Source organism: Arthrobacter sp. LAPM80, assembly GCF_046736435.1.
In the GTDB taxonomy this organism is placed as follows: domain Bacteria; phylum Actinomycetota; class Actinomycetes; order Actinomycetales; family Micrococcaceae; genus Specibacter.
In genome coordinates this window covers 85864-110996 of sequence record NZ_JBCHVD010000004.1, presented here as the reverse complement: position 1 = coordinate 110996, position 25133 = coordinate 85864, and the positions used below count along the sequence as shown (strand labels likewise).

24 protein-coding genes and 1 pseudogene are annotated in these 25133 nt (G+C 64.5%); 13 read left to right on the top strand and 12 right to left on the bottom strand.

Annotated features, from left to right (window positions below; all coding sequences use genetic code 11):
• Positions 1-5: 5 nt before the first annotated feature.
• Positions 6-875, bottom strand: coding sequence for a DUF2510 domain-containing protein (locus tag AAGW05_RS06140; RefSeq protein WP_411803602.1), 870 nt, complete (start codon positions 873-875; stop codon positions 6-8).
• A gap of 495 nt (positions 876-1370) precedes the next feature.
• Between AAGW05_RS06140 and AAGW05_RS06135 the strand changes: the two genes are divergently transcribed.
• Complete coding sequence (locus tag AAGW05_RS06135; protein ID WP_411803601.1) at positions 1371-2117, top strand: hypothetical protein; 747 nt, start codon at positions 1371-1373, stop codon at positions 2115-2117.
• Positions 2118-2764: 647 nt separating this feature from the next.
• On the opposite strand, the gene AAGW05_RS06130 is transcribed toward AAGW05_RS06135, so the two are convergent.
• The gene (locus AAGW05_RS06130; protein ID WP_411803600.1) at positions 2765-3007 is read right to left on the bottom strand and encodes a hypothetical protein; all 243 of its coding nucleotides are present in this window, start codon (positions 3005-3007) and stop codon (positions 2765-2767) included.
• Between the two features lie 177 nt (positions 3008-3184).
• On the opposite strand from AAGW05_RS06130, the gene AAGW05_RS06125 reads away from it, so the two are divergent.
• From AAGW05_RS06125 to AAGW05_RS06115, 3 genes are all read left to right on the top strand, one after another.
• Positions 3185-3682: a MarR family winged helix-turn-helix transcriptional regulator gene (locus tag AAGW05_RS06125; RefSeq protein WP_411803599.1), complete on the top strand. Its 498-nt coding sequence runs from the start codon at positions 3185-3187 to the stop codon at positions 3680-3682.
• Between the two features lie 97 nt (positions 3683-3779).
• Entirely contained in the window at positions 3780-4943 is a 1164-nt protein-coding gene (locus AAGW05_RS06120; protein ID WP_411803739.1) for an MFS transporter, read from the top strand.
• A gap of 70 nt (positions 4944-5013) precedes the next feature.
• Positions 5014-5394 carry a thioredoxin family protein gene (locus AAGW05_RS06115; RefSeq protein ID WP_411803598.1) on the top strand — a complete coding sequence of 127 codons (381 nt, stop codon included), beginning with the start codon at positions 5014-5016 and terminating at the stop codon, positions 5392-5394.
• 31 nt (positions 5395-5425) lie between these two features.
• On the opposite strand, the gene AAGW05_RS06110 is transcribed toward AAGW05_RS06115, so the two are convergent.
• Positions 5426-5704, bottom strand: coding sequence for a putative quinol monooxygenase (locus AAGW05_RS06110; protein ID WP_411803597.1), 279 nt, complete (start codon positions 5702-5704; stop codon positions 5426-5428).
• Between the two features lie 478 nt (positions 5705-6182).
• Positions 6183-7136 (bottom strand): DNA-3-methyladenine glycosylase family protein, encoded by a 954-nt coding sequence (locus AAGW05_RS06105; protein WP_411803596.1) that lies wholly within the window; start codon positions 7134-7136, stop codon positions 6183-6185.
• 95 nt (positions 7137-7231) lie between these two features.
• Here AAGW05_RS06105 and AAGW05_RS06100 point away from each other — a divergent pair, with 95 nt between their 5' ends.
• A complete protein-coding gene (locus AAGW05_RS06100; protein WP_411803595.1) occupies positions 7232-7849 on the top strand; it encodes a hypothetical protein in 618 nt (205 codons plus the stop codon).
• Between the two features lie 73 nt (positions 7850-7922).
• Here AAGW05_RS06100 and AAGW05_RS06095 read toward each other — a convergent pair.
• Positions 7923-8039 (bottom strand): annotated as a pseudogene (locus tag AAGW05_RS06095) (arsenic transporter); the annotation flags it as partial.
• A 14-nt stretch (positions 8040-8053) separates the two neighbouring features.
• Entirely contained in the window at positions 8054-8992 is a 939-nt protein-coding gene (locus tag AAGW05_RS06090) for a LysR family transcriptional regulator (protein WP_411803594.1), read from the bottom strand.
• A 175-nt stretch (positions 8993-9167) separates the two neighbouring features.
• Here AAGW05_RS06090 and AAGW05_RS06085 point away from each other — a divergent pair, with 175 nt between their 5' ends.
• The gene (locus AAGW05_RS06085; RefSeq protein ID WP_411803593.1) at positions 9168-12620 is read left to right on the top strand and encodes a proline dehydrogenase family protein; all 3453 of its coding nucleotides are present in this window, start codon (positions 9168-9170) and stop codon (positions 12618-12620) included.
• 93 nt (positions 12621-12713) lie between these two features.
• Here AAGW05_RS06085 and AAGW05_RS06080 read toward each other — a convergent pair whose 3' ends face one another.
• The 4 genes from AAGW05_RS06080 to AAGW05_RS06065 form a co-directional block, all read right to left on the bottom strand.
• Positions 12714-13718 (bottom strand): hypothetical protein, encoded by a 1005-nt coding sequence (locus AAGW05_RS06080; protein ID WP_411803592.1) that lies wholly within the window; start codon positions 13716-13718, stop codon positions 12714-12716.
• Positions 13719-13918: 200 nt separating this feature from the next.
• A complete protein-coding gene (locus tag AAGW05_RS06075; protein WP_411803591.1) occupies positions 13919-14320 on the bottom strand; it encodes a VOC family protein in 402 nt (133 codons plus the stop codon).
• Between the two features lie 10 nt (positions 14321-14330).
• On the bottom strand, positions 14331-14807 hold the full coding sequence (locus AAGW05_RS06070; RefSeq protein WP_411803590.1) for a helix-turn-helix transcriptional regulator: 477 nt from the start codon (positions 14805-14807) through the stop codon (positions 14331-14333).
• Complete coding sequence (locus AAGW05_RS06065; RefSeq protein WP_411803589.1) at positions 14804-15385, bottom strand: AAA family ATPase; 582 nt, start codon at positions 15383-15385, stop codon at positions 14804-14806. The genes AAGW05_RS06070 and AAGW05_RS06065 overlap by 4 nt, the downstream gene beginning before the upstream one ends.
• 79 nt (positions 15386-15464) lie before the next feature.
• Here AAGW05_RS06065 and AAGW05_RS06060 point away from each other — a divergent pair, with 79 nt between their 5' ends.
• Positions 15465-16850 carry a cystathionine beta-synthase gene (locus AAGW05_RS06060; RefSeq protein WP_411803588.1) on the top strand — a complete coding sequence of 462 codons (1386 nt, stop codon included), beginning with the start codon at positions 15465-15467 and terminating at the stop codon, positions 16848-16850.
• A 28-nt stretch (positions 16851-16878) separates the two neighbouring features.
• Entirely contained in the window at positions 16879-18054 is a 1176-nt protein-coding gene (locus AAGW05_RS06055; RefSeq protein WP_411803587.1) for a cystathionine gamma-synthase, read from the top strand.
• A gap of 225 nt (positions 18055-18279) precedes the next feature.
• Here the strand turns inward: AAGW05_RS06055 and AAGW05_RS06050 are convergent, their stop codons facing one another.
• Complete coding sequence (locus AAGW05_RS06050) at positions 18280-18438, bottom strand: hypothetical protein (RefSeq protein WP_411803586.1); 159 nt, start codon at positions 18436-18438, stop codon at positions 18280-18282.
• A 278-nt stretch (positions 18439-18716) separates the two neighbouring features.
• Entirely contained in the window at positions 18717-20099 is a 1383-nt protein-coding gene (locus AAGW05_RS06045) for an amidohydrolase (protein WP_411803585.1), read from the bottom strand.
• 729 nt (positions 20100-20828) lie between these two features.
• Between AAGW05_RS06045 and kdpF the strand changes: the two genes are divergently transcribed.
• From kdpF to AAGW05_RS06020, 5 genes are read left to right on the top strand one after another with little or no spacing between them, the layout of a single operon-like run.
• Complete coding sequence (gene kdpF, locus AAGW05_RS06040) at positions 20829-20921, top strand: K(+)-transporting ATPase subunit F (protein ID WP_411803584.1); 93 nt, start codon at positions 20829-20831, stop codon at positions 20919-20921.
• Positions 20918-21412 (top strand): potassium-transporting ATPase subunit KdpA, encoded by a 495-nt coding sequence (locus AAGW05_RS06035; RefSeq protein ID WP_411803583.1) that lies wholly within the window; start codon positions 20918-20920, stop codon positions 21410-21412. Before kdpF ends, AAGW05_RS06035 begins: the two co-directional genes overlap by 4 nt.
• The gene (locus tag AAGW05_RS06030; protein ID WP_411803582.1) at positions 21409-21858 is read left to right on the top strand and encodes a potassium-transporting ATPase subunit C; all 450 of its coding nucleotides are present in this window, start codon (positions 21409-21411) and stop codon (positions 21856-21858) included. The genes AAGW05_RS06035 and AAGW05_RS06030 overlap by 4 nt, the downstream gene beginning before the upstream one ends.
• 24 nt (positions 21859-21882) lie before the next feature.
• Complete coding sequence (locus tag AAGW05_RS06025) at positions 21883-24441, top strand: DUF4118 domain-containing protein (RefSeq protein WP_411803581.1); 2559 nt, start codon at positions 21883-21885, stop codon at positions 24439-24441.
• Positions 24438-25112 (top strand): response regulator, encoded by a 675-nt coding sequence (locus AAGW05_RS06020; protein ID WP_411803580.1) that lies wholly within the window; start codon positions 24438-24440, stop codon positions 25110-25112. The genes AAGW05_RS06025 and AAGW05_RS06020 overlap by 4 nt, the downstream gene beginning before the upstream one ends.
• Positions 25113-25133 lie beyond the last annotated feature (21 nt).

Below are 25133 nucleotides of genomic sequence, written 5' to 3'. Positions count from 1 at the left end.
ACAGGTCAGTGCCCAGCTAAGAGGTGCGACTTTTGCGCAATGAACTCAGATTCCGTCAGCAACCCGCGATCCATCAATGAGGCGAGGCGCTCCAGCTGTGACGCCACATCAGTGCCGCCGGTTGTCGCTGTGACGACAGTAGTTTGTTGAGAGTCAGTGATGTTCTCGCGACCCAAGTTCACGAGTTGCTGGAACCGTGCGTCATCTTTTGCACTGAATGTGATGACGTTATCTGCCTCGACGGCGTTGTTGCCCTTGCTCCGGTCGGCCCAATAGCTCAGATTGTTGTTGTTCTGGTTCGATGCGGAATTGACGACGACCATGCGCGTCACGGCGTGCTTCTTGATCTCGATGGACGTCAAGTTGCGGTAGTCGAACCCGGTGCACTTGCCTCCAAACGTCTGCCCCGTCTGGAAACCCCACTTCACGATGTACAGTCGCCGGTCTGTCAGTACGATGGCCTGTCCGAAGTCGCCCTGCAGCTTCGCTTCAATGCGCTCGCCGTCGGCTAGGTTGTCTGCCAGGATGGATTCGCCCCGCTTATCTAGCTCAACGATTAGTGAATTGCTCACTGGGACGTCCGGTGCCGCGACATCACGAGACGGGCCGGGTGCGCCTGCCGTGAACTCGGCGTAGGACAGTCCGGCGGCTTCCATGGCCTTGATTTCCTTGGACTCGCGGATGCTACGTTTCCATGCTGACTTGTTCGCGGCCGGGTGATCATTGATCCACTCGGCTGACAGGGCCGGAGCTGGCGGCAATGGCGGCGCGGTCGGTGTCGTCGTGCGCACGTGTTCCGTCCATTGGTTGCCGTCCCACCAACGCTCTGTCGTCGATCCGTTGGTTTCCGGATACCAGCCTGCTGGAATGCTCATTGCATTAACCGCCTTTGAATTTGTCCCGGCACCTTCGCCGGGATGTGTGCTGATCGTACCGCCGGGCACCGACAAAGCGGCGGCTGTGGGAGTGCTGCTGTCGCTTCTGTGTGATGCCGTTCGTCGACTGCTGGATGACTGATGACCGATGACTGGTTCCGAGGAATTGTGGGCCTCAAATCGCCGCATGCGCACGCGGCCGGTTTCGAATCTGTCGTTTGTTAGGAAATCGTTAGAGGACTCGGCGTCCTCCGGGGATTTCGGACGTACTACGGCGGATGACCGATGTGCCTCTGACCAGCCCAAACATTCAATTCTGGACTTTGGCAGCCTGAGTCATAACGAGTCGGGTTCAACTGTAAATCAGCTGGCAACGCCTTCACTGGTTCGAATCCAGTATCTGCCACAAACCGGAAACCCGGAACCAAGCACACAGTGCGAGGTTCCGGGTTTTTTGTTGCCCCCAGACTTGCCGCGGCAAACTACAGTTGAGGCATGGAATACGTCGTGCCCCTGATTATTGTGCTGGTCATTGTCATCGTTGCCGTAGTCGGCTCCAGGATGGTGGGGCGGCGCGGGAGGTCCCAGCAGGGTTCCTCCCAGCTCGGTTCAGGGGGCCAGGGCGGTAATGCGCATTCGCCGGATTCTGCGGGCCGCAAGAGGGCCGGGCGGGATATCAGCCGCGAACATGCCGAGGCGGCCGGCGAGCGGCTGACGCCCGAGGCGCACAGGGTCATTTACTCGCTGATTGCCCAGAATCAAATGCTGGGTGCCGTCATGGAATACCGGAATGCCACGGGCGTGGGATTGGGTGAATCCGCTGCTGCCGTCGCTGCCCTGGCTCAGTTTCCGCAGCCGACCCCCGAACCCGAGACGCCCGCGGTGGCTGCCGACCCGGCCATCAAGGAGGGGGCGCTCACTGTTCAGGACATCATCAATCCCGCCCCCGAAAGTCCAGCGGAGCAGGCCCCTGACATCCGCCCCGCCGTGCCCGAAACCGTAGCCCCGGAGCCCCAGCCTGTTGCGGCGCCCGGCGCATACCGTTACCGTGCCATCGTTTCCCGGGGTGGTGAGATCCGCGAGGTGGCCAGCACCCGCCTCAACGAGGAGATCTTCCAGGCCATTCGCAAGCTGGCGATCTCAGGGGATTACGACGGCGCGTCCCGTCTCCTGCGTGACCATTCCGACGTCGGGGCGAGTGAAGCCCAGGAATTCGTCCACCTCATCGACCCGGAGTCGTAAGAAGTCCAAGCGCCACACTGTGTGAGGCAACGGTTCGAGCGCAGGGTTCGCTCGTGGACACAGTGGACGCAGGGCCATTCTCCCGGCCACCGTGGTCAAGGGCAACCCCACCACCGTGGCCACACCGGCGCAGCGGCTTTCAGGCAAGAGTTGGGTCAACGCCGGCGCGCTGTCGGTGACTGTTTACTTTGATCCGGACGGCAGTGCCCCAACCAAGCGGTCCGGACTATCCAGAACAAGTCCAGCGGATACCTGAAAACCAGCTTCACGGCGTCGGTCTCGGGAAAGTGGTCAATTCGCTGGGCCAAGCAGGGGGCCCTGGCTGCTGCGGCCAGCATTCAAAAGGCTGTGACGGTCCTAGCGCCAGCCAAGCCCACATCCTCGAAGCCGGCCAGCAAGTGAGATTGCCCGTCATGGGCTCCCGTCATGGGCTCCCATCAAAGGTGAGGCGCCAAGGGCGAGGCGCCACATGAAGGGCCAGCGCTTCTACACCAAGACAGCATACGAAGTTTGCTTCACGACCGAGTCTGCCGCCCAAAAGGCCGGCTATAGGAAGTCCACGGTCTGACGCCGGATGGCACGCTGCACAACAAGGAATTGCCCGGTCTCGCGCGGAGGACCGGGCAATTCCTTCTAAGCAGGGCGGCTCAGCCGGCCTGCTTTTCACTTTCCAATTCAAAGCCGTCCTGGTGGTGGACCAGCTGGCGGCCCATGCCGGAGTCGAGCTGGATCCACAAGCACTGGCGGTCGCTGGAAAGGGTCTCCACACGCCCCCGCAAATGCCAACCACGCTCATTGACCAGGGCTACCGGCTGGTCCTTCGCCAAGACGGGCCACACCTCGTGGTTGGCGGGGTTGATGATCGGGCGGTGGTTAACTCTGCGTGTCATGGTTTCTCCTTGGCTGAAGTCATCGCTGCTTCCCTTTTTTGTAGTCAACACCGCCATCATGCGTGTTCAAGGTGAACAAGCTGTGAACGCCGTGTGACCCGTCACAAAAGTTTCCGTGACCGTCGGCCCGGCATTCGACTTGACTATTAGGCACCCTAATAATTAGACTACCTAACTATGAGTGACAATCTTCAGGAACTGGCCAGCCGCTACCGCGATATTCTGCGCCAGGCCGTATTTCTCGTCCGCTCCATGGATGCCGAGGGCGAGCTCAGCACCGGCCACCTCAGCACGCTTAATATGATCGCGGCCGAACCGATGCGGGTTGGGGCCATCGCCCGCAACTCCGGAATTCGCGTCCCCAGCGCAACCGAACAGGTCATCAAGCTTGAGGCAGCGGGACTTGTGGAACGCATCGCCGATGCCTCTGATGCCCGCGCCGTCCTCGTCCAGCTCACGCCAAGGGGCCGCACCAGGCTCGGTGAGGGCAACCGCCTCCGCAACGCCTCCATGGCCGCGGCCCTGGAAACGCTCAGCGACGAAGAACGGCTGGCCATTTCCGCGGCGATACCGGCCATCGCGAAGCTCAACACCGCGCTGGCGCACCAGCCAACCACAACGAAACCACCGGCCGGAGACGGAAGCCGCGCTCCGGCGTCGAACATCAACAGCTGAACATTAACAACGTCGAACTTTAGGAGAAACCGTGCAAGCCAACGCCGCAACAGAAACGTCCCGCGCCGGCGCGGCGATCCACTCGGAAAAGCAGTCAATGCTCAAACAGCCAAAGGCCGTGTGGGCTGTTGCCTTCGCGTCAGTTTTCGCGTTCATGGGGATCGGCCTCGTTGACCCGATCCTGCCGGCCATCGCGGAGAACCTCAGGGCCACGCCCAGCGAGGTGTCGCTGCTTTTCACCAGCTACTTCCTTGTCACGGCGATCGCGATGCTTGTCACAGGATTTGTTTCCTCGCGCATCGGCGGCAAGAAGACGCTGCTGCTCGGGCTCACCATCATTGTTGCCTTCTCGGCGCTGTCGGGCCTGTCCGGCACCGTGGGCGAGCTCGTCGGTTTCCGTGCCGGATGGGGACTGGGCAACGCCTTATTCGTTGCCACGTCGCTGGCCGTCATGGTGGGTGTCGCCTCGGGTGGCGCGGCCACCGCGATCATCCTGTACGAAGCCGCGCTGGGCCTGGGCCTGTCGCTCGGGCCGCTCATGGGTGCCCTGCTGGGCGCTTGGCAGTGGCGGGCGCCATTCTTTGGCACCGCGACTGCCATGGCCATCGCCTTCATCCTGCTGCTGCTCATGCTGCCCAAGACCCCCCTGCCTGCGGCCAAGACGCGGCTGCGTGACCCGCTGCAGGCGCTGGGCCACAAGGGCCTGCGCACGACTGCCGGCAGCGCATTGTTCTACAACTACGGCTTCTTCACGATCCTCGCCTTCGTGCCGTTCATCCTGGGCTTCAATGCCTACGGGATCGGTGCCGTGTTCTTCGGCTGGGGTGTTGCAGTCGCGATCTTCTCGGTCTTCGTGGCGCCCGCGGTGCAGCGCCGATTCGGCCCAACCCGTGCCCTGATGGGGTCGTTGCTGGGCCTCATGGTGATCCTGGTTGGCCTGGCCCTGGCCGCCGCCGGGCACTCGGTGACAACGATTGTTGTGCTGACGGTGATTTCCGGTGCACTGCTGGGCATCAACAACACCTTGTTCACGGAAATGGCCATGTCGGTCTCCGACTCACCGCGCCCCGTGGCGAGTGCCGGCTACAACTTCATCCGCTGGATGGGTGGCGCCCTGGCGCCCTTTGCCGCCACGAGGATTGCCGAACATTTCAACGCCTCGGCCACGTTCTACGTCGCAGCGGCGATGGTCCTTGTCAGCGCCGTAATCATCTTTGGCGGACGGAAATTCCTCACAGCCCATGAGCCTGAGGGCGTGTAGGCCTTTATTCCCACTCACGCAGTAAGCGAAATGCAGCCCAAACTTTTTAGCTGACAGGTACGGTTAACTCATGGCTACAGTTGAAATCACCACAGAATCTTTTGGTCCCACCATCGAGGGCAACGACATTGTGATCGTTGATTTTTGGGCATCATGGTGCCAGCCCTGCGTGCGCTTCGCCCCGACCTTTGAGGCAGCGTCGCAGAAGCACGACGACGTCGTGTTCGGCAAGGTCGACACCGAAGCCCAGCAGCAGCTCGCCGCGGAAGCCAACATCACCTCCATCCCGACCTTGATGGCTTTCAGGGAAAAGGTGCTTGTTTTCGCCCAGCCCGGCGCGCTCAATGGCACGCAGCTTGACTCTGTCATCGACGCCGTCAAGGCCTTGGACATGACCGAGGTCCACGCGGCAGTTGCGGCCAAGGCTGCCGAGGGCACCGCCGCCGAGTAGTTGTTGGACCCTGCGCCGCGGGAGGCCGGTTTTAGAGGCGTTCCAGCGTGACGGGCTCCGCGAGCAGTGCGCTCAGTGATTCATTGAGGTCCTGCACGGCGATACCCTTGCCATGCTGGGCCAGCTCTGCCTCGGAAGCCCACTGCTCCGTCAGGACAATCTTTTCCTCGGAGTCTTCGGTGATTTCGTACTGGATGCAGCCGGCCTCTTCAACGACCTGCTCAATGGCGATCTCGAGGGCGAGCTTCACGCGGAAGTACTCGTCCTCGTTGGGGATGAAAGTGGCCTGTAGGTTGATGATCTCGCTCATGAAACAAGCCTAGGGGATGCAGCAGCCCGCGCGGGAACGGGGTCCGCAGAATGAACGGGCCCGGCGGCGATGTGCCTAGGGAGCCGCGTGCTCCCGGAGGAAGGCCCAGGCCTTCTGTGCAACATCGCCCCAGCATGCATCAATGACAAGGGAGTGCCCGATCCGGGGACCGGGTACTGCTCGTAAAATTCGCGGGCTTCGGCTTGGGGCACGGCATTCGCAAATGCGTACCTGAACTCCTTCTCCGTCACCATGACCTGCCGACGCCGGTTGGCCGGGTTGGCAATGACAGCCGAGGCCGAGCGTGGCGTAGCCGTTCTCCTCGGACATGGCGCGCCGCACGTCCCAGCTGTTGGGCAGCAGCCACAGGCCGTGGATGAAGACAACGGGCTTTTTCCCGCTGGCGTTGGCCCGGTTACGCCCAACGCCAGACCTGCAGGCCGGCCCTGACCAGAGATCTGCCCGGACGTGACCTCGGTCAGTGCCCGCGGTGGTCCTGGACGGTCATCCGCGGGCCGAAGGCCGGCTTGCGAAAGCCGCTGAGCCCGAGCATGCGGACCACGCGCTGCCTGTGGCCGAGCCATGGCTCAAGCAGCTCAAGCATGCCGGCGTCATCGACGGCTTTTCCTGCCAGGGCCCAGCCGACATAGGCCGCCAGATGGTAGTCACCCACGGCAACCTGGTCGGCGTCCCCGTGCGTGCGCTGTGTGACTTCCGCGGCCGTCCACACGCCAATTCCCGGGATGGTCTGCATTTTCGCTGCGGCTTCGGGCGCCGGCAGTCCGGCCAAGCGTTCCAGGCCCGACGCCGACCGCAGCATCCGCTGCACGGTGTCCGAACGCTGTGGTCCAACACCGGCCTTGTGCCACTCCCATGACGGAATGGCCACCCATTGTGCCGGGGTGGGGGCAACCCTTAGATCCGGCGGGATTTCGGGATCGTGTCCGGCGCCGGGTGCCGTGGTGCCAAACTTCCGCAGCAGGCTGGCGTACCCGCGGCGGGCCTCAAGTGCCGTGACCTTTTGTTCCAGGACGGCCGGCACCAGCGCGTCAACCATGCGGCCCGTGGCGGGAAGGCGCAGGGCCGGGTTCCGGCGTCGTGCTTGAACAACAAGGCGGGGGAGGGTTTCTGCGAAATCGGGGACGTCAAAGCCGGACCAGTCGTCGTGCGCGCCGAGCAAGGCAGGGGCGCTGCCGATGGCGCAGCCGGAACCGGGGCCCCAGGCGCGGGCGTGCAGTTCTGAGCCGCGCTGGGTGATGCCCAGGGTTGCCGGGCCGTCGGGGGTGTTGAAGGCGAGCCAGGCCGCACCGGGTGCGAGCCTGATGGTCGGGTCGGCGGGGCCGCGGCCGATGATGCCCAACGTCTGGTGCAGCGAGTACGGGCCGCCGGCATCCCAGACCAGTGAGAGTCCGGTGGATGCTGTGGCGGTCATGGATCCATGGTCGCACGCGGGGCTGACAGCAAGGTGTGTGCTCTCGTGATGAAAGGGTAGCCAAGCCTCGGCCCGTCCCAGTATGGTGGCTCTCAATGACTTCCGCCGTGAAGGGGGACGCCGTGAGGTTTGCCCAAGGTTCAAGTTGGTCCATGACCCTGGATGCGTCGTGGCCGCTCACAGTGGCGCTCCATATCCGTGACGCACTGTCCCTGCCCGCGACGAGGCCTTTCTTTGTGCCTCCGGTGGTGCCGAAAGTCCCCGAGCGAATCCCCGTGATAGGCCCGACGTCGGATATTGCCCTGGCGGATGAATGGTCCATCTGGTTCGCCGATCTGGTGCGAAGCCGTGCGGGCATGCAGTCCCCGGATGAGCTGTTGCTCGAGGGCCGCCACCCCATGTTTCAGGAGGCCGTGCAGGGGTGCTTGCTGGCGGGGCAAAGTGCCGCGGAGCAGTTCAAGCTGGACTTTCACGAGGATTTTGTGCGGTCGATGAAGAAGCAGGCCGGAATCCCGGCAAGGATTGTCCGCGGGGCCGAGAAGGATCTTGGCCGTGAGGCGCCACCGTTTGAACTTGTTGTCAGGGTTGTTCCCGTGGCAGGGGAATGGCTTTACCGGCACTCTCCGTCGGTTTCCCTGATCAGCAGTGCCGCCTTCCTGAATCCCGCGGCCCAGCGCCGCCTGCTGGAACCGGTGCTCAGGGATCTCGTGTAGCAATCAGCTGGCGTTCCAGGGGACGGTGGCAGCATCGCTCCAGTGAATCCAACCAGCACCAACGATGGGGTCACGATGCCCACGGGTATATGAGTGGGCCCAGGTTTACTCCAATGAGCAGTGCGGCCAGCCGGATAAGGGAGTTGGCCAGGAGTTAAAGTGCCAGATAGGCCGGGAGGTTGTTGACGGCGGCCAGGAGCCGTTTCATGTGCCGGGCCGGTTTTCAGGGATGTGTTGTGCCGTCCGGGCCAGGATTTCCCTGCAGGCAAGGATGGCCGGTCGGGTGCGGCTGGCGCGCCGGGCGGAGGTGAAAACCGTGCGGCGGGGGAGCCCCGGCAGGTCAATCAGCGTCAGGGCAGGTGTCCGGCCCGTCCACATCAGGTCAGGCAGAAGTGCCACGGCATTGCCGGATTCAATGAGGCGGACCTGGGCCTGGAGGTCGGCCGTTTCAAAACGCACATCGGGTTCAAACCCTGCCTGCCTGCACGCCTGCTCCGCCCAGTGGCGGGACGCCGCGCCGCGCGGTTCCATGACCCACGGCAGCCCCGCAGTGTCCTCGATGTGGGCAATGGGTTCGGCGCGCAGCCTGGAAACAGACCCGATCACGCCGGCAAAGGGGACTGCCAGCCTGATCGCATCGCTTGTCAGCACCGCTCGGTCCAGTTCGGGGTGGCGCGGTGCGGCATGGCCGGGGTACTGCTCGGCAACCACAAGGTCGAAGTCCCTGGCCCAGGTCTCCTGCAGCGCCGTTTCAGGTTCGCGCTGGGTCATTTCAATGCGGACCTCGGGGTAGTCCTGCGACATGGCTGAGAGCAGTTCCGGCAGCAGGGCCAGCGCGGCCGATTGGAACACTGCCAGCCGCACCGTGCCGGCCACCGTTGTCAGGGACGCGGCCAGGTCGGCCTCGGCGCGCTCAAGCGACTCCACGATGTCCGATGTGTGTGCCACCAGGATCTCCGCCTGTGCCGTTAGCTGGACGCGCCGACCCACCTTTCGGAGCAGCTTGACGCCTGTTTCCTTCTCGAGCAGCGCCAGCTGCTGGGACACTGCCGAGGGGCTGTATTGCAGCGCCAGGGCAACGTCGGCAAGGGTCCCGCGGATGTGCAGTTCGCGCAGCAGGCGCAGCCGTTTTACGTCCAACACGGGACACTCCAAACCATTAAGGAAAACTGACTTATATTCGTCAATAAACACCACTTTTACTTATTGAATCCTAGCCCCATACTTGATTTGAGGGGAACACGTTGGGCGTCTTGGGGGACGGCGGAACGGACCCTAAAACCACTGAGGAACCAGCAGAAAAGAACGCACCGCAACCATGACAAGATCCGCCGCCGCGGCCACCGCCGCAACCATCCCGGTTCCCAGCACTGACCTTGCAGAGGAAACCATCGCCCTTGTCCGGCACTGGCTGAACGAGGCCGCCACCTTCCCTGCGGACGTTTCGGCCCAGCGCCTCGCCGGCGTCCTGAAGGACCCCAACGGCCTTGACTTCACCGTTGGCTTCGTCGACGGCGTTGTCCGTCCCGAAGACCTCGCCGTCGCCGCACGCAACCTTGCCGCACTGGCTCCCAAGGTCCCGGCGTTCCTGCCCTGGTACATGCGCAGCGCAGTCCGCATCGGCGGCATCATGGCCCCGGTCCTGCCCCGCATTGTCATACCGATCGCCCGCAGGGTCCTCCGTGACATGGTGGGCCACCTCATCGTTGACGCGACCGACGCCAAGCTGGGCCCGGCCATCGCCAAGATCCGCCAGGACGGCGTTGACCTGAACGTAAACCTCCTGGGCGAAGCCGTGCTGGGCGAGAACGAAGCCGCCCGCCGCCTCGAGGGAACCCTCAAGCTCTTGGCGAGGGACGACGTCGACTACGTCTCCATCAAGGAATCCTCCACTGTTGCCCCCCACTCGCCGTGGGCTTTCGACGACGCCGTCGAGCACATCGTGGAAAAGCTCACTCCGCTGTACACGCTGGCGAATTCCTTCCCCAAGGCCAAGTTCATCAACCTGGACATGGAGGAGTACAAGGACCTCACCATGACCATTGCGGTGTTCAAGCGCATCCTGGAGAAGCCCGAGTTCAAGCACCTCGAAGCCGGCATCGTGCTCCAGGCGTACCTCCCTGACACCCTCGCCGCCATGATCGACCTGCAGGAATGGGCCACCGCCCGCCGCGCCGAGGGCGGCGCCGCCGTCAAAGTCCGCATCGTCAAGGGCGCCAACCTGCCCATGGAACAGGTCCAAGCCTCCGTCTTCGGCTGGCCGCTGGCCACCTGGGGCACCAAGGCGGACTCCGACACGAACTACAAGCGCATCGTGAACTACGCGCTCACCCCCGAGCACATCGACGCCGTCCACATCGGTGTTGCCGGGCACAACCTCTTCGACGTGGCCCACGCCTGGCTGCTCGCCAAGCAGCGCGGCATCGACACCTCCACCGGCGCACTCGAGTTCGAAATGCTCCTGGGCATGGCCACCGGCCAGGCCGAGGCCGTCCGCAAGGACGTCGGATCGCTGCTGCTCTACACGCCCGTGGTCCACCCGGGCGAGTTCGACGTGGCGATCGCGTACCTGATCCGCCGCCTTGAAGAAGGCGCCAGCCAGGACAACTTCATGTCCGCCGTCTTCGAGCTGTCCGAGAATGAGGCATTGTTCGCGCGCGAGCAGCAGCGCTTCCTGGACTCACTGGCCGGCCTGGACGCCACGGTTCCGCCCACCAACCGCATCCAGGACCGCAACCAACCCGCAGCCCCGGCGCCTGTTGACTCCTTCGCCAACACCCCTGACACGGACCCGTCGCTCGTGGCCAACCACGCCTGGGGCAAGGACATCCTGGCCCGCATCCCCGGCTCCGTCCTGGGCAACGACGTCGTCGCCGACACCACCGTCACCGAACTCGACGAACTGAACGCGATCGTTGACACCGCCGTTGCCTCCGCTGCCGCATGGGGTGCCATGGGCGGTGCCGAGCGCGCCGCCATCCTGCACCGCGCCGGTGACATGATGGAATCCCGCCGCGCCGAATTCATGGAGGTCATGGCCTCGGAGACCGGCAAGACGCTTGATCAGTCGGACCCTGAAATCAGCGAGGCAGTGGACTTTGCCCACTACTATGCCGAGCGTGCCAAGGACCTGGAAACGGTCGACGGCGCAACGTTCGTCCCGGCGAAGCTCACCGTGGTGACCCCGCCGTGGAACTTCCCCATCGCCATCCCGGCAGGCTCTACCCTGTCCGCACTGGCAGCCGGCTCCGCCGTTGTCATCAAACCCGCGCCGCAGGCACAGCGCAGCGGATCCCTCATGGTCAAGGCCCTCTGGGACGCCGGCGTGCCCCGCGACGTCCTGGCCCTTGTCCAGCTTGGCGAGAACGAGCTGGGCAAGGCACTCGTGTCCCACCCCGCCGTCGACCGCGTCATCCTGACAGGTGGCTACGAGACGGCAGAACTGTTCCGGCGCTTCCGCACCGACCTGCCCCTGCTGGCGGAGACGTCAGGCAAGAACGCCATCATCGTCACGCCGAGCGCTGACCTTGACCTCGCCGCCAAGGACGTTGTGCAGTCGGCGTTCGGCCACGCCGGACAGAAGTGCTCCGCGGCTTCGCTTGTCATCATGGTCGGTTCCGTGGCGAAGTCCAACCGCTTCCGCAACCAGCTCATGGACGCGGCCACCAGCCTCGCCGTTGGCTACCCCGAAACGGCGACGACCCAGATGGGCCCGGTCATTGAACCGGCCGCCGGCAAGCTGCTGGGTGCGTTGACCACCCTGGATGCCGGAGAAGCCTGGGCCATTGAGCCCAAGCAGCTGGATTCCACCGGACGCCTCTGGTCCCCTGGCGTCCGCACGGGTGTTGCGGCCGGCTCCACCTTCCACCTGACTGAGTTCTTCGGCCCCGTCCTGGGCGTCATGCAGGCAGAGACGTTGGAAGAAGCCATCGCCATGGTCAACGCCATTGAGTACGGCCTGACCACCGGCCTGCACTCGCTGGATTCGGCCGAGATTGGCCTGTGGCTGGACACTGTGGAAGCCGGAAACCTCTACGTGAACCGTGGCATTACCGGTGCCATTGTGCAGCGCCAGCCGTTCGGTGGCTGGAAGAAGTCGGCTGTCGGTGCAGGCACCAAGGCCGGCGGACCCAACTACCTGATGGGCCTGGGCTCCTGGATCTCGGCTCGATCTACTGCGGCTGAGCCGCTGGGTGACGATGCGCGCAAGATGCTCAACGCGGCCTCGTCTCTGGCTGGGGAAGAGCAGGCGTTCCTGACGCGCTCGCTGCACAGCGACGCAGCAGCTTGGGCCTGTGAGTTCGGTGTTGCGAAGGACGTTTCGGGGTTGTCCGCTGAACGCAACGTGTTCCGCTACCTGCCGCTGAACCCGCTGGTCCGCCTGGCCGAGGGCGAGTCACTTGCGAAGCTCCTCCGGGTCCTCGCGGCAGGCATCAGGGCTGGAGCCGCTCCGGTTGTCTCCTCCGGCGTCGCACTTCCCAGCGCGGTGCAGGCACTGCTGCTGAGCCTGCGCATCCACGTCACCATCGAATCCGACGTCGACTGGCTGGGCACCGCACGCAGCTTCGGTGCCGGCCGCATCCGCCTCATCGGCGGCGACTCCAGTGCTGTGTACGAGGCAACCGGCGGACGCCCCGACCTGGCGATCTACCACGGTTCAGTGACGGAGGCCGGCCGCGTTGAGATGCTGCCGTTCCTGCACGAGCAGGCCGTCAGCATCACGGCCCACCGCTTCGGCACACCGAACCACCTCTCGGACGGACTGATCTAGGCCCTCTTCGATTTATGCGCCCGCCTCCCGTTTATGCGCCCTGTAGAAAGGGCTCATAAACGGGAGGCGGGCGCATTTTTGGGTGGGGGTGGTCTATTTTTGCGGAATTCCTGCCTGGCGGAGGAGCCGCTCAAAGCGATCGAGGTTCATCATTTCCGCCCAAGTCCACCGAACGAAGCCAACGCCCTGGGCGCGGATGTGGTCTTCACGGATCTTCTCCTCAATGATCCGGTCCTGGGTGGACGTCCCGCCGCCCCAGTCATGGCGCAAATATTTTTCCCGGCCATCAAATTCCCCGGCCCGGCGCGCCTCCTTGAACCAAAAATCAACGAAGGCGTTGTTGCCATCGCGGAGCACAAACTTGTGTTGCAGCTCAGGGGTGGAAAAACCCAATTGGGCCATCCGGACCCGGCTGAAGGACTCCCCCAACGATCCCGAGAGGCCGGAGGCGAACTCAATCACGGCCACGGCCCGGTTGCGGGCCGAACGCGACGGGAGGTCCTCCGCAGCGGACATGAGTTCGGATTTCAGCAGTGCAGGGCCCTGCGGTTCATCGTTTTTCCACGAGGGTTCATGAAAAGGATCGGCCGTGCCCGTGGGAGTGAAGATATTGCCGCCAGCGGCATGTCGGGGTGTTCGAAGGCTGGAATCACACACGGCCACTGCCTGCTCAAATTTGAGCCTTGTAATCAACTGCACGGAGGTGGTGAGCTTGTCAGTCAGGAGGAACGGACCGCATTGCACCACCCCTTGGTTCAATAGTCCGATGTGTCGGGCGATGTCGCCGCGGCTGCGACCGCCGTCCCGTTCTTCGGTGAGCACATGAAGTTTCTCCGGTTTCCCTAGTATCCACAAACCCCACAGGAGGGCGGCCGAGGCGTGGCAGAAGACGGGTTGTTGCTTGGTGGTCAGCTGGAACGCTGCGGCGCGCAGACCGTATTGGGATGCCGGATCCAGCGCCTCCCAGCCGGAAGCCTCCGTGTAAATGCCGCGCCGGACCCGGAAATATCGACCTTGTTTGTTCAGCACGGACAGGAGGCGGGAGTCCTGGCCGGCCAGCTCCACATCGGACGGAAGGATCAATCGTGGTGAGCTCATGCGTCCAAGCGTTCCAGCACTTGAAGCCGGCGGTAAGGGCCCCCTGGTGGATTGTGGATAACCCCTTGACGCCATCCACAGGGCTTTGACAGCGCTTCGCCGGGGCCGCTTCAGATTTTCGCGCCCGCCTCCCGTTTACGCGCCCCGTGGAACGGGCGCATAAACGGGAGGCGGGCGCACTTTTCGGTTTGGACGCGGGATCAGCCCTGATTGACGCGCACAGTGTTGCCGGAGGGGTCGCGGAAGGCGCAGTCGCGCGGGCCCCACGGTTGGTCGACAGGTTCCTGCAGGACCTCGGCGCCGGCGGCGACTGCCTGCTCAAAGGTTGCATCCAAGTTGCTGGTCGTGAAAACGAGCATGGGAAGCACACCCTTGTTCAGCAGCTCGGCCATGGCGTCGCCGTCTTCCTGTGAGCGGCCGGCGTGGGGTTCGGACAGGACGATGCCCAGGCCGGGCTGGGCGTCGGTGCCCATCGTCACCCAGCGGAAGTCGCCGGAGCGGACGTCATTGCTGACCTCCAGGCCAAGGGCGTCACGGTAGAACTCGATGGACGCGTCGGGGTCGTTGACTGTGATGTTGGTGTACTGCAGTGAAATGGTCATGGCAACCACGCTACGGTGCGGCGGGCGCGGGCGCTTCTTCATTCCTGCTCGGCTCGCCGGCAAGGGGCTTGCCCGGCTGCGGTTTGCCGGCTGCGCGCCGAGGCCTGGTAGTTGACCTGACAAAGCACGGCGGCATGGCCTCGATGGCGCTGTGGTCGCGGGCCTTGTAGCTGCTGGGCGATTCGCCCATGATCTCGGTGAACTTGGTGCTGAAGGAACCCAGCGAGGTGGCGCCGACCGCCATGCACGCGTCGGTCACTGACATTCCCGCGCGCAGCAGCGCCGTGGCACGTTCAATGCGCCGGGTCATGAGGTACGAATAGGGCGTTTCCCCATATGCTGCCCGGAATTTTCGGGAAAAATGGGCGGGGGACATGAACGCCTTTTGCGCGATCGTGGGAACATCCAGCGGCTGCGCGTAGTCCCGATCGATCATGTCCCTGGCCCGCCGCAGGAGTGTCAGGGTGGCCAATTCCTCCGGCGTCACGGCTGCGCCTTCCTGCCGGTGGCGACCGTCGTCGAGAGGTTTTTCACCCAGGTCTCCACGTCCCTTTGCCGTCGCAGCCGCACGATCCGCAAGCCGGGGTGGGATTGCCGCAGGGCAGGAATGCGGCTGCGGTAGAGGTTCCGGGTTTGCCAGCCCCAGCGAATGATGTGGTCGGGGTCGAAAAAAATGCTGTGCAGGGGTGCCTCCAGGTTGCCGTTCCACAGCTCCTCCCGCCGCAGCCGACGCCGGACCGTGCGGCGGATGAGCCGTGACAGTGTGAGTGCTGTGGGGAAATCGAGCCAGATGAGGGTGTCTGCCCGCTCGGCCAACATGTCGCGGACAGGGTTGTACTGCCACTCCGTTGTCCACGTCGCCGTGCCGCTGAATTGTTCCACGTCATGCTCAAACGATTCGCGCGGGGTCCAATCGGGTCCGTGGAACAGACTGTCGATCTCGGTGTGGGGAACGCCCAGGACAGCGGCGATCCGGGCCGCAAGCGTGGTCTTGCCGGAACCTGACACACCTGCAACGAGGATCCGTTGCGGCAGCTCGGGCAGGGAGTCGCAGGCTGAGAGCATGGTTCAAGTTTATTGCGGCGAAAGCCCCAAATGGCAACGATTCTTGGCCGGTGTCGCACGGAGGGCTACGTTGGGACTTATGAAGTACGCGAACTCGGTTCTTGACCTTATTGGCAACACCCCGCTGGTAAAACTGAACAAGGTCACGGATGGCATCGCCGCCACCGTGCTGGTCAAGCTTGAGTACCTGAATCCCGGCGGCTCGGCCAAGGACCGCATCGCCGTCAAGATGCTCGACGAGGCCGCCAGGGAAGGCCTGATCAAGCCCGGTGGCACCGTGGTGGAACCTACAAGCGGAAACACCGGCGTCGGGCTGGCACTTGTGGCGCAGCAGCGAGGCTACAACTGCGTATTCGTGGTGCCCGACAAGGTCGGTGAGGACAAACGGGCCGTGCTGGCTGCCTACGGTGCGGAGGTGGTGGTAACCCCGACGGCGGTTGCCGCCGACAGCCCGCAGTCGTACTACGGCGTCTCCGACCGCTTGGTGACAGAGATTCCCGGCGCCTACAAACCTGACCAGTTTTCCAACCAAAACGGACCGCTGAGCCACTACGAGACCACGGGGCCGGAAATTTGGCGCGACACCGACGGGAAGGTCACCCACTTTGTGGCCGGGGTCGGCACCGGCGGCACCATCACCGGCACCGGCCGTTTCCTGCGCGAGGCCTCCAAGAACCGCCCGGCAGCTGACGGTGGCGAGGTCCGTATCATCGGCGCGGACCCCGAAGGCTCCGTCTACTCCGGCGGAACGGGACGGCCCTACCTGGTGGAGGGCGTGGGGGAGGACATCTGGCCCTCGTCCTACGATCCGACTGTCCCGCACGAGGTCATCGCCGTCACCGATAACGACTCCTTCGCCATGACCCGCCGCCTTGCGCGTGAGGAGGGCCTGCTCGTGGGCGGCTCCTCCGGCATGGCAGTGGTGGCCGCGCTGGAAGTTGCCAAAGGGCTGGGACCTGCGGCCGTCGTCGTCGTGCTTCTGCCGGATGGCGGACGCGGCTATTTGGGCAAGATCTTCGACGACAAGTGGATGCAGTCGTACGGCTTTCTGAAGACCACCGACGAGCCCGCGATTGGCGACATCCTCAAGGCCAAGACGGGGCAGCTGCCGGCGCTTGTCCATATCCACCCGAACGAAACAGTCCGCGACGTCATCAGCCTGATGGCCGAATACGGCGTCTCCCAGATTCCGGTGCTGTCGGCCGAACCGCCCGTTGTCATGGGGGAGGTGCTGGGCTCAGTGGACGAACGCACCCTGACGGGCAAGCTGTTCAGGCATGAGGCTAGACTGACTGACAAAATTACCGAGCACATGCAGCCGCTGCTGCCCATCATCGGTTCGCTGGAGCCGATATCCGCAGCGCGCATCAAATTGCAGGACGTGGACGCGCTCATGGTCACGTTTGTGGGTGCGCCCGTTGGTGTGCTGACACGCCACGACCTGCTCAACTACCTCAACGACTGACCCCGCGACCGACCTTTCAGGAGAGATCATGGCCGACCCCACCACCTCAGGCTTCAACACCCGCGCCGTCCACGCAGGGCAGACCCCCGACCCCACCACCGGATCGGTCATCCCGCCGCTGTATCAAACCACCACGTTTGCCCAGGACGGGATCGGCAAGCTGCGCAACGGCTACGAATACGGCCGCGGCACCAACCCCACCCGCGATGCCCTCCAGGCCCAGCTCGCGGCGCTCGAGGGCGGCAAGTTCGCGTTCAGCTTCGCATCGGGCCTTGCCGCCGAGGACGCCCTGATCCGCGCCCTGCTGGTGCCCGGGGACCACATCATCATGGGCAATGACGTATACGGAGGAACCTACAGGCTCATCAACCGGGTCCTGTCCGTGTGGGGCATCAGCAACGCCGCGGTGGACATGAACGACGCCGGGGCGCTGGCTGCCGCCGTTGCCGCGGGCGGGCCCGAGGGCAGGACGAAGATGGTGTGGGTGGAGACGCCGTCGAACCCGATGATGAAGATTACAGACATTGCGGCGCTAGCTGATGTGGCACACGCCGCGGGCGCGTTGCTCGTGGTGGATAACACCTTCGCCTCCCCGTACCTGCAAAATCCGCTGGCTTTGGGTGCGGACGTGGTGGTGCATTCGACCACGAAGTACATTGGCGGGCACTCGGACGCGTCGGGCGGTGCCATCATCCTCTCCGATGCCGAGGCTGCCGAGAAGATCGGCTTTGTGCAATTTGCCGTCGGGGCCGTCTCCGCACCCATGGAAGCCTGGCTGACGACGCGCGGGCTGAAGACCCTTGGCGTGCGCATGGACAGGCACTGCTCGAACGCGCAGGCCGTCGCCGAATGGCTGCTCGCCCGGCCCGAGGTTGAGCGGGTGCTGTACCCGGGGCTGCCCTCGCACCCGGGTCATGCGCTCGCTGCCTCGCAGATGCGGGGCTTCGGCGGCATGATTTCTGTGCAGTTCAAGGGCGGTGAGGCGGCGGCCCGCAAGGTTGCCGAGTCCACCCACGTGTTCACGCTGGCGGAGTCGCTGGGCGGCATTGAATCCCTGATGAACTACCCGTCGGAGATGACGCACGCGTCGGTCAAGGGCACCGACTTGGCTGTTCCCGTGAACCTGATCCGGCTTTCAGTGGGCATCGAGGACATCCAGGACCTGATCGCGGATCTTGAGCAGGCGCTGGATTCACTCCCGTAAACCTCGCGCACACACAAACGCTCTCGCAGCATTGTGAACTGCTCCCCGGACGTTGGACTGATTAATGCAGATCCCTTACTTCCGGGGAGTTTTCATGCGTCCACACAGTTTATTGACCGCCGAGCAGCGGCTGGCTGCCGCAGCGGCTGCACCGAACCGGATGGAGTTCACCAAAGTGTGAGCGGGTTTTTCAGGCGCAAGGGTCCTTTGCCTGGTTCCGACGAATCACTGGGGGCCGCGGACCACTGCATCATCGGAACCGGTGGCTAGGCGAACGGGCACAGGGGCGCGCTCGTTAAGTGCGGCCTGCAGCGGTTCAACGCGGGCGTCGTTCAACAGTTGCGGTGGCAGGGAACCGATCTCACCCGCTTCACCGTGCACCATAGCGCGTTGACAACCGCACCTGAACTGATCCGCGTGCCCAGCATCAGGTAGACCATGGTGTCGACATCCCTGGCCGATTTCCTGTCCGTGCCAACCGATATTGTGTCGCCCGTCAACAACGCGCCGCGTCCCTGCGGGCCAAGACAGGCTGCTGCTGCCCTCGAAGTGCCCGCGGCCCTGGGTGCACAGGGCCCACGCCAAAAATGATCCCGTTTGCGGGTTTTGACACCGTTCTACCGGTGTCGAAACCCGCAAACGGGATCATTTTCAGTCGGAGGTTACACGCGGGAGGCTGCGGCACCCACCTTGGCATCGGCGTCGTACGTGTAAACGGGCTTGCCGCCGATGAACACGGCCATGGCGCGCGCCATGACGTCCAGCGGATCCCCGCTCCACAGCACCAGGTCGGCATCCTTGCCCACCTTCAGCGAGCCGATCCTCCCGGCCAGGCCCAACACGCGCGCAGGGTTGATCGTGATGGCCCGCAGCGCGGTGGTCCGGTCCAGGCCCTCCTTCACGGCGAAGGATGCCTGGTGGACGAGGAAGTTGATGGGCACCACGGGGTGGTCGGTGATGATGGAAATCTCGACGCCGGCAGCCGCCAGCTTGCCGGGGTTGGCGATGGACCGGGCGCGCAGTTCGGGCTTGGACTTTGTGGTGAACAGCGGGCCGATGAGCACCGGCGTGCCACGGGCGGCCAGAACGTCGCCCAAAACGTGCGCCTCGGTGCCGTGGTCGATGACGAGGTCGTAGCCGAATTCCTCGGCCAGGCGGATGGCGGTGGCGATGTCGTCCGCCCTGTGGCAGTGCTGGCGCCAGGGGATTTCGCGGCGCAGCACCATGGCAAGGGCTTCCATGTGGGCGTCGCGGGGGCGCGGCTCGGGCTTGGCCATCCAGTTCTGCGCGTCCATGAACGCCTGCCTGATCACCAGCGCCGTACCCAACCGGGTCGAGGGTGTCTGCTTCTTTTCCCCGTATACGCCCTTGGGGTTCTCGCCCAGGGCCGACTTCAGCCCGCTGGGGGAGCGCAGCACCATTTCCTCGATGTACCGGCCGTGCGTGTGCATCGCGACGGCCTGGCCGCCGATCGGATTGCCCGAACCGGGGTTCACGTTGACGGTAGTGATGCCACCGGCCAAGGCGTCGGTGAAACCGGGATCAAAGGGGTCGACGGCGTCAATGGCGCGGACGCCTGCCATGACGGGGTTCGTCATCTCGTTGACGTCGCTAGTGGCGCCGACCTCGCCTTCGGGGTCCATGCCGAGGTGCACATGGGCGTCGATGAACCCGGGCAGCAGCCACTGGCCCTTCGCGTCGAGGACGTCGGCGCCCTCGGGAGCCTGAACGGATGCGCCGAGGGCCAGGATCTTGCCGCCTTCAACGAGCACCGTGCCGTCGAAGGGTTCGCCCTCCACAGGAACAACGTGGGCGTTGGTGATGGCGAGAACACGCTTCTTCGCTGCGGCCGCTGCCTCACGGATGGCTGCACTGATCGTGGCCGTGTCGGGCGTCTTCCGTGCGGCGGGCACCGGCTTCTTTCCCGACTTCGCGGCGCCGGCGTTGACCGGGGCCGATCCGGGCTTTCCTGCCGGAGCAGCCGCCCTGCGCGTTACGCGCCCTGGAATGAAACCGGGTGTGGGGGTGGGCTGTGTGCTGCTCATGACTGCCTTTCGAGTGCCGTTGAGGGTCACTTCCAAGCTACAGCGTATTTCCAGCAGGGCGGGGACGGGTGCGCGGCATAGGCTGGGGCGATGTACACGAAGACCGCGTTGTACAGGTGTTGGCCGCACGGTGGGCATCGGGGCAGGCATTGCCAGGGCGCTTGCCGCCGACGGCCGGGGCCCGGGTGTGGGCCATGCCGGCAGACCTGGCCGACCCGTCCGCAGCCGACCGCCTGATGTGACGGATTGCCCAGGAAGCCGGGCCGATGGCCGGCATGGTGCTCTCCCACGCCGAGTCGGTGGATTCGGCGATCCTGGACACCTCGCTGGAGAGTTTCGAGCGGCATTTTGCGGTCAACACCCGGGCAAACTGGCACAGCAGGGCATCAGCGCCAATGTGCTCAACCCCGACCCCGTCGACACCGGCTGGATGGACGCGGCAACGCACGCAGAACTGACGGCGATGCAACCGGGCGGACGCCTCGGCACGCCCGCGGATGTTGCTCTCTTATGCGTCCGGGCTGCCCATGAACAGTGCGCATAAACGGTTATGCGCATCACTCTCCGCGGGCCGGGCGCAGAAGGGCACCGCGCCCACGGTGCTGGCGGGTCAGGAAGCTGTCAAGAAGCCCCCGCCCGGTGCTAAGAACCCGTAAAAACAGCCTGCACCGCCCCATGGCGGGTTTGCGATTGATCCAGACATCATTTCGCACGTGACAGCAGGTAGTCGTGGAATTTATATCGTGGCCGATTCTTGGGTTGGTGGGGCTGGCATTGCTGGTCTACCTGCTCGCAGCCCTCATCCGCCCCGAGCAGTGGTGAGCGCCGCCATGGAGCTCAACGTTGTCTCGCTAGTCACCCAGCTTGTCGCCCTTGCCGTGTTGCACCAGCCAGTGGGTGCCTATCTTGCAACAACCTTTACCGGCAGCAGGCACCTGGCCCTTGAACGGCGCCTGTACAAACTCTCGGGCACGGACCCGATGGCAGAGCTACGCGCCCGAAGCCACCCTCGGCCTTGCGTGCAGATCTTCCTCTCCGCCGCCGTCGGGCTTGCCGTGGTAGTGGCGCTCATCCGTGGCATCACCCGCTCCGAAACAAGCAATCTGGGGAATTTCTGGGTGGATCTGACCCGCGGCGTCATCCGTGTCCTGCTGCCCCTCGCCTTCCTTGGTGCGGTGGTCCTGCTGATCACCCGTGTCATCCAGAACTGGGGCGGCACCGACATCCACACCCTCGTCACGGGCGCACAACAAACCGTCCCCGGCGGCCCCGTCACCTCGCAGGAGGCCATCACGCTGCTAGCGTCAACGTGACCCACGATTCCCTGCCGCCCTTGGCCGGCGGGCTTGCCCTGCTGAACATGATGCTGGGCGAGACAGCACCAGGAGGCATGGGATCAGGTCAGGACGGCCTGCTCGGGCTCGCCTCCCTGTCCTTATTTGCGGGGTGGGACAGCTCGTTGCCCCGGCCCAGGTTCTTTTATCCGCGGCCAGCGGAGGTGGCGGCCCGCGAACACGTGGCACCGGCCCGGGTGCCGATTGACGCCGTGACGGTCAGCGGATCGGGGCTGGACCCTGACATTTCGACGGCGTACGCGGCCCTGCAGGTACCGCGGGTTGCATCGGCCAACGGGCTCAGCGAGGCTGCCGTGAAGGCGCTGGTTGCGCAGAACACCAGCACCGGGCTCAACGCCTTCCTCGGCCAGGCCTCGGTCAACACCACCACTTTGAACGCTGCCCTGGTGCAGCTGCAAAAATAAGCCGACGGCCTGCGAGAATAAATTATGAGTCGAGGCACATTGCGGATTTTTCTGGGAGCGGCACCCGGGGTGGGGAAAACCTACTCCATGTTGGATGAAGGCCGCGCCCAGGCGGCCGCCGGTGTCGACGTGGTGGCCGGGATCGTCCTTGACCACGGCAGGGAGCAGACCAGGGCGCAGCTTGAGGGCCTTGAAGTCATCGCGCCACGGAACATCGACTACAGGGGCACGGGATTTGCGGAGCTCGACGTCCAAGCACTGCTGGCCAGACGGCCCGCACTGGCGCTCGTGGATGAATATGCGCACTCAAACATTACGGGGGCGGGCAACGCCAAGCGCTGGCAGGACGTGGAAGAGCTGCTCGCAGCGGGCATCGACGTCTACTCCACCGTCAACATCCAACACCTTGCCTCCCTTGGTGATGTGGTCGAGTCCATCACGGGGGTGCGCCAGCACGAAACCGTCCCCGACGACGTGGTGCGCCGGGCCGAACAAATTGAGCTCGTTGACATCCCGCCGGAGCTGCTGCGCCAACGGCTGAGCACGGGACACGTGTATGCGCCAGAGAAGGTCGATGCCGCACTGGCCAACTGCTTCAGGCTCGGGAACCTGACGGCGCTGCGCGAGCTTGCGCTGCTGTGGTTGGCCGACAGGGTGGAGGAAGGCGTGGCCGCGTACAGGGCGAGTCACGGCATAGCCGAAAGCTGGCCCACCCGTGAACGTGTTGTCGTGGGGCTCACAGGAGGCGCCGAGGGAGAGGTGCTGCTGCGCAGGGCCGCCCGCATCCTGAGCCGCGTCAGCGGCGGGGAACTGCTGGCCGTGCACGTACCGCGGTCCGACGGCGTTGCTGGGGACGCCCCGGCGGCCCTCGAGGGACAGCGCCAACTCGTCACCGACCTCGGCGGCACCTACCATTCGGTGGGCGGGGAGGACCCGGCCAGGGCATTGCTTGACTTTGCCCGCAATGTTGGCGCCACACAGATCGTCATCGGCTCCTCACGGCGCAAGCCAAAGTTTGGTTTCCTCTCCAGCCAAGGCGTTGGCGCAAGGGTGGTCCGCGGAGCCGGAGACATGGATGTGCACATGGTCCCGCACCCGCTGGCGGGCCCCGGGCGGGTGCCGCGCAACCGTGGAGAACTGAACAGGAAGCGCGTCATTGCAGGCTTTGCCGTCGCCGTGGTGCTGCCCGTCATTGTGCAGCTGTTCACGGGGCCGCTGACCCTGCAAACCACCATGGTCATACATCTGGCGGCCGCCATTGCCGTCGCCCTGGTCGGGGGTCTGTGGCCGGCAGTGCTGGCCGCCGCCTGGGGGAGCCTGCTGCTGAACTTCTTCTCCGCGCCTCCCATAGGGACGTTGACCATCAGCAACCCCGAAAACCTCCTGACGCTGATCGTGTTCCTGCTTGTCGCCGTCGCTGTCGCGCTCGCCGTTGACCAGTCGGCTCGGCGCTCGCGGGACGCCCTGCAGGCCGGGGCCGAGGCGGCAACCCTGAGTGAGCTTGCCCGCGGCATCCTGGCATCGCGTGACACGGTCCAGGTGTTCCTCGAGCAGGTCAGGGAGCACTTTGGGATGCGTTCGGTGGCGCTTTTTGGCAACGGCGGCGGGTCCAACGGTGCCGGGCCCGGGCCCGGTGGGTGGCAGCTGGAGGCGTCGGCAGGGGAGGACCCGGCGCAGACCCCCGGACAGGCCGACACGGTGGAGGAAGTTTCCGAGCACTGGGTGCTGGGACTGTCTGGGCGGATCCTGCCGGCCCGGGACAGGCGGCTGCTCAGCGCCTTCGGTGCCCACCTTTTGGCCCTGGAGCAACGCGAGGCGCTGAGCCAGACCCAGCGCGAGAACGTGCAGCTCAGTCAGGACAACAACATCAGGACCTCAGTATTGCGGGCGGTGTCCCATGACCTGCGCACACCCCTGGCAGGCATCAAGCTTTCGGTCAGCAGCCTGCGCCAAACCGAGGTGACCTTCAGCCCGGAGGATGAGGCCGAGCTGCTGGCAACCATCGAGCACTATGCGGATAGGATGGATGCCCTGGTGGGAAACCTCCTTGACATGTCGCGGCTGAGCGCCCAAATGGTCCGCCCCGTTGTGGGCCCTGTGACGTGGCAGGAGGTCCTGCCCGCAGCACTCCACGGGGTTCCGGCGGAGCGCGTGCGCAGGGAACTGCCACCGAACATGCCCGCCATCGAGGCCGACCCCGGACTGCTCGAACGGGTCATTGCCAATATTGTGGAGAACGCGGTGAAATACGCCGGGGATTCGGAAATCCTTGTCGTGGGGTCCATTGGCGGTTCGGGAAGCTCCACCATCAACGGCCACCCGGCGAGCGAAATGCGCGTGGTTGACCACGGCAAGGGCGTTCCAGCGGCCGATGTCATGGCCATCTTCAAGCCCTTCCAAAGGCTCGACGACGTCTCGTACGGCGCGCAGGGCGGCACCGGTGTGGGTCTTGGGTTGGCAGTTGCGAAGGGTTTCACCGAGATCATGGGAGGCGTGCTTGAAGCCGAGGAAACACCGGGTGGCGGCCTGACAATGATCATCCGCATGCCGCTCTCCACCGGAATTGTGAGGACCCTGCCATGACCACCGTCCTGATTGTTGACGACGAGCCGCAAATCCTGCGCGCCCTGCAAATCAACCTGCACGCCCACGGCTACATCGTTGTCCCGGCCGCCAACGGGACCGCGGCGCTGGCCGCCGCCCAAACCCAGGCGATTGACGTCGTCGTGCTTGACCTGGGCCTTCCCGACATGGACGGGCTGGATGTGATTGCCGGGCTGCGCGGCTGGAGCGAGGTGCCGATCATCGTGCTGTCGGCGCGGCACGGCTCCCACGACAAGGTTGAGGCCCTCGACGCCGGCGCCGACGATTACGTGACCAAGCCGTTCGGGCTTGACGAACTGCTCGCCAGGCTGCGCGTGGCCACCCGCCGGGCAGGCCCGCAGGCTGCGGAGCCGCTCGTTGAGACGGCGGAATTCACCGTGGACCTTGCCAATAAGCTGGTCATGCGCGGCGGACTGCCTGTGCGGATGACGCCCACCGAATGGAGTGTGCTGGAGCTGCTGGTGCGCAATCCCGGCCGACTTGTCAGCCAGCAGCAGATCCTGTCGGAGGTGTGGGGGCCGGCCTATGCCAAGGAAACCCACTACCTGCGCGTCTACATGGCGCAGTTGCGGCGCAAGCTTGAACGCGACCCCGCCAATCCCGCGTACCTGCTCACCGAGGCGGGCATGGGATACAGGTTCGCGCCGTAAACGTTCCCAGCGAAGGAGTGG

Bases quoted from the DNA above. Each gene is read 5' to 3' on its own strand.
- AAGW05_RS06140 (WP_411803602.1), bottom strand. From the start codon at position 875: ATGAGCATTCCAGCAGGCTGGTATCCGGAAACCAACGGATCGACGACA.
- AAGW05_RS06135 (WP_411803601.1), top strand. From the start codon at position 1,371: ATGGAATACGTCGTGCCCCTGATTATTGTGCTGGTCATTGTCATCGTT.
- AAGW05_RS06130 (WP_411803600.1), bottom strand. From the start codon at position 3,007: ATGACACGCAGAGTTAACCACCGCCCGATCATCAACCCCGCCAACCAC.
- AAGW05_RS06125 (WP_411803599.1), top strand. From the start codon at position 3,185: ATGAGTGACAATCTTCAGGAACTGGCCAGCCGCTACCGCGATATTCTG.
- AAGW05_RS06120 (WP_411803739.1), top strand. From the start codon at position 3,780: ATGCTCAAACAGCCAAAGGCCGTGTGGGCTGTTGCCTTCGCGTCAGTT.
- AAGW05_RS06115 (WP_411803598.1), top strand. From the start codon at position 5,014: ATGGCTACAGTTGAAATCACCACAGAATCTTTTGGTCCCACCATCGAG.
- AAGW05_RS06110 (WP_411803597.1), bottom strand. From the start codon at position 5,704: ATGAGCGAGATCATCAACCTACAGGCCACTTTCATCCCCAACGAGGAC.
- AAGW05_RS06105 (WP_411803596.1), bottom strand. From the start codon at position 7,136: ATGACCGCCACAGCATCCACCGGACTCTCACTGGTCTGGGATGCCGGC.
- AAGW05_RS06100 (WP_411803595.1), top strand. From the start codon at position 7,232: ATGACTTCCGCCGTGAAGGGGGACGCCGTGAGGTTTGCCCAAGGTTCA.
- AAGW05_RS06085 (WP_411803593.1), top strand. From the start codon at position 9,168: ATGACAAGATCCGCCGCCGCGGCCACCGCCGCAACCATCCCGGTTCCC.
- AAGW05_RS06080 (WP_411803592.1), bottom strand. From the start codon at position 13,718: ATGAGCTCACCACGATTGATCCTTCCGTCCGATGTGGAGCTGGCCGGC.
- AAGW05_RS06075 (WP_411803591.1), bottom strand. From the start codon at position 14,320: ATGACCATTTCACTGCAGTACACCAACATCACAGTCAACGACCCCGAC.
- AAGW05_RS06065 (WP_411803589.1), bottom strand. From the start codon at position 15,385: ATGCTCTCAGCCTGCGACTCCCTGCCCGAGCTGCCGCAACGGATCCTC.
- AAGW05_RS06060 (WP_411803588.1), top strand. From the start codon at position 15,465: ATGAAGTACGCGAACTCGGTTCTTGACCTTATTGGCAACACCCCGCTG.
- AAGW05_RS06055 (WP_411803587.1), top strand. From the start codon at position 16,879: ATGGCCGACCCCACCACCTCAGGCTTCAACACCCGCGCCGTCCACGCA.
- AAGW05_RS06050 (WP_411803586.1), bottom strand. From the start codon at position 18,438: ATGGTGCACGGTGAAGCGGGTGAGATCGGTTCCCTGCCACCGCAACTG.
- AAGW05_RS06045 (WP_411803585.1), bottom strand. From the start codon at position 20,099: ATGAGCAGCACACAGCCCACCCCCACACCCGGTTTCATTCCAGGGCGC.
- AAGW05_RS06025 (WP_411803581.1), top strand. From the start codon at position 21,883: ATGAGTCGAGGCACATTGCGGATTTTTCTGGGAGCGGCACCCGGGGTG.
- AAGW05_RS06020 (WP_411803580.1), top strand. From the start codon at position 24,438: ATGACCACCGTCCTGATTGTTGACGACGAGCCGCAAATCCTGCGCGCC.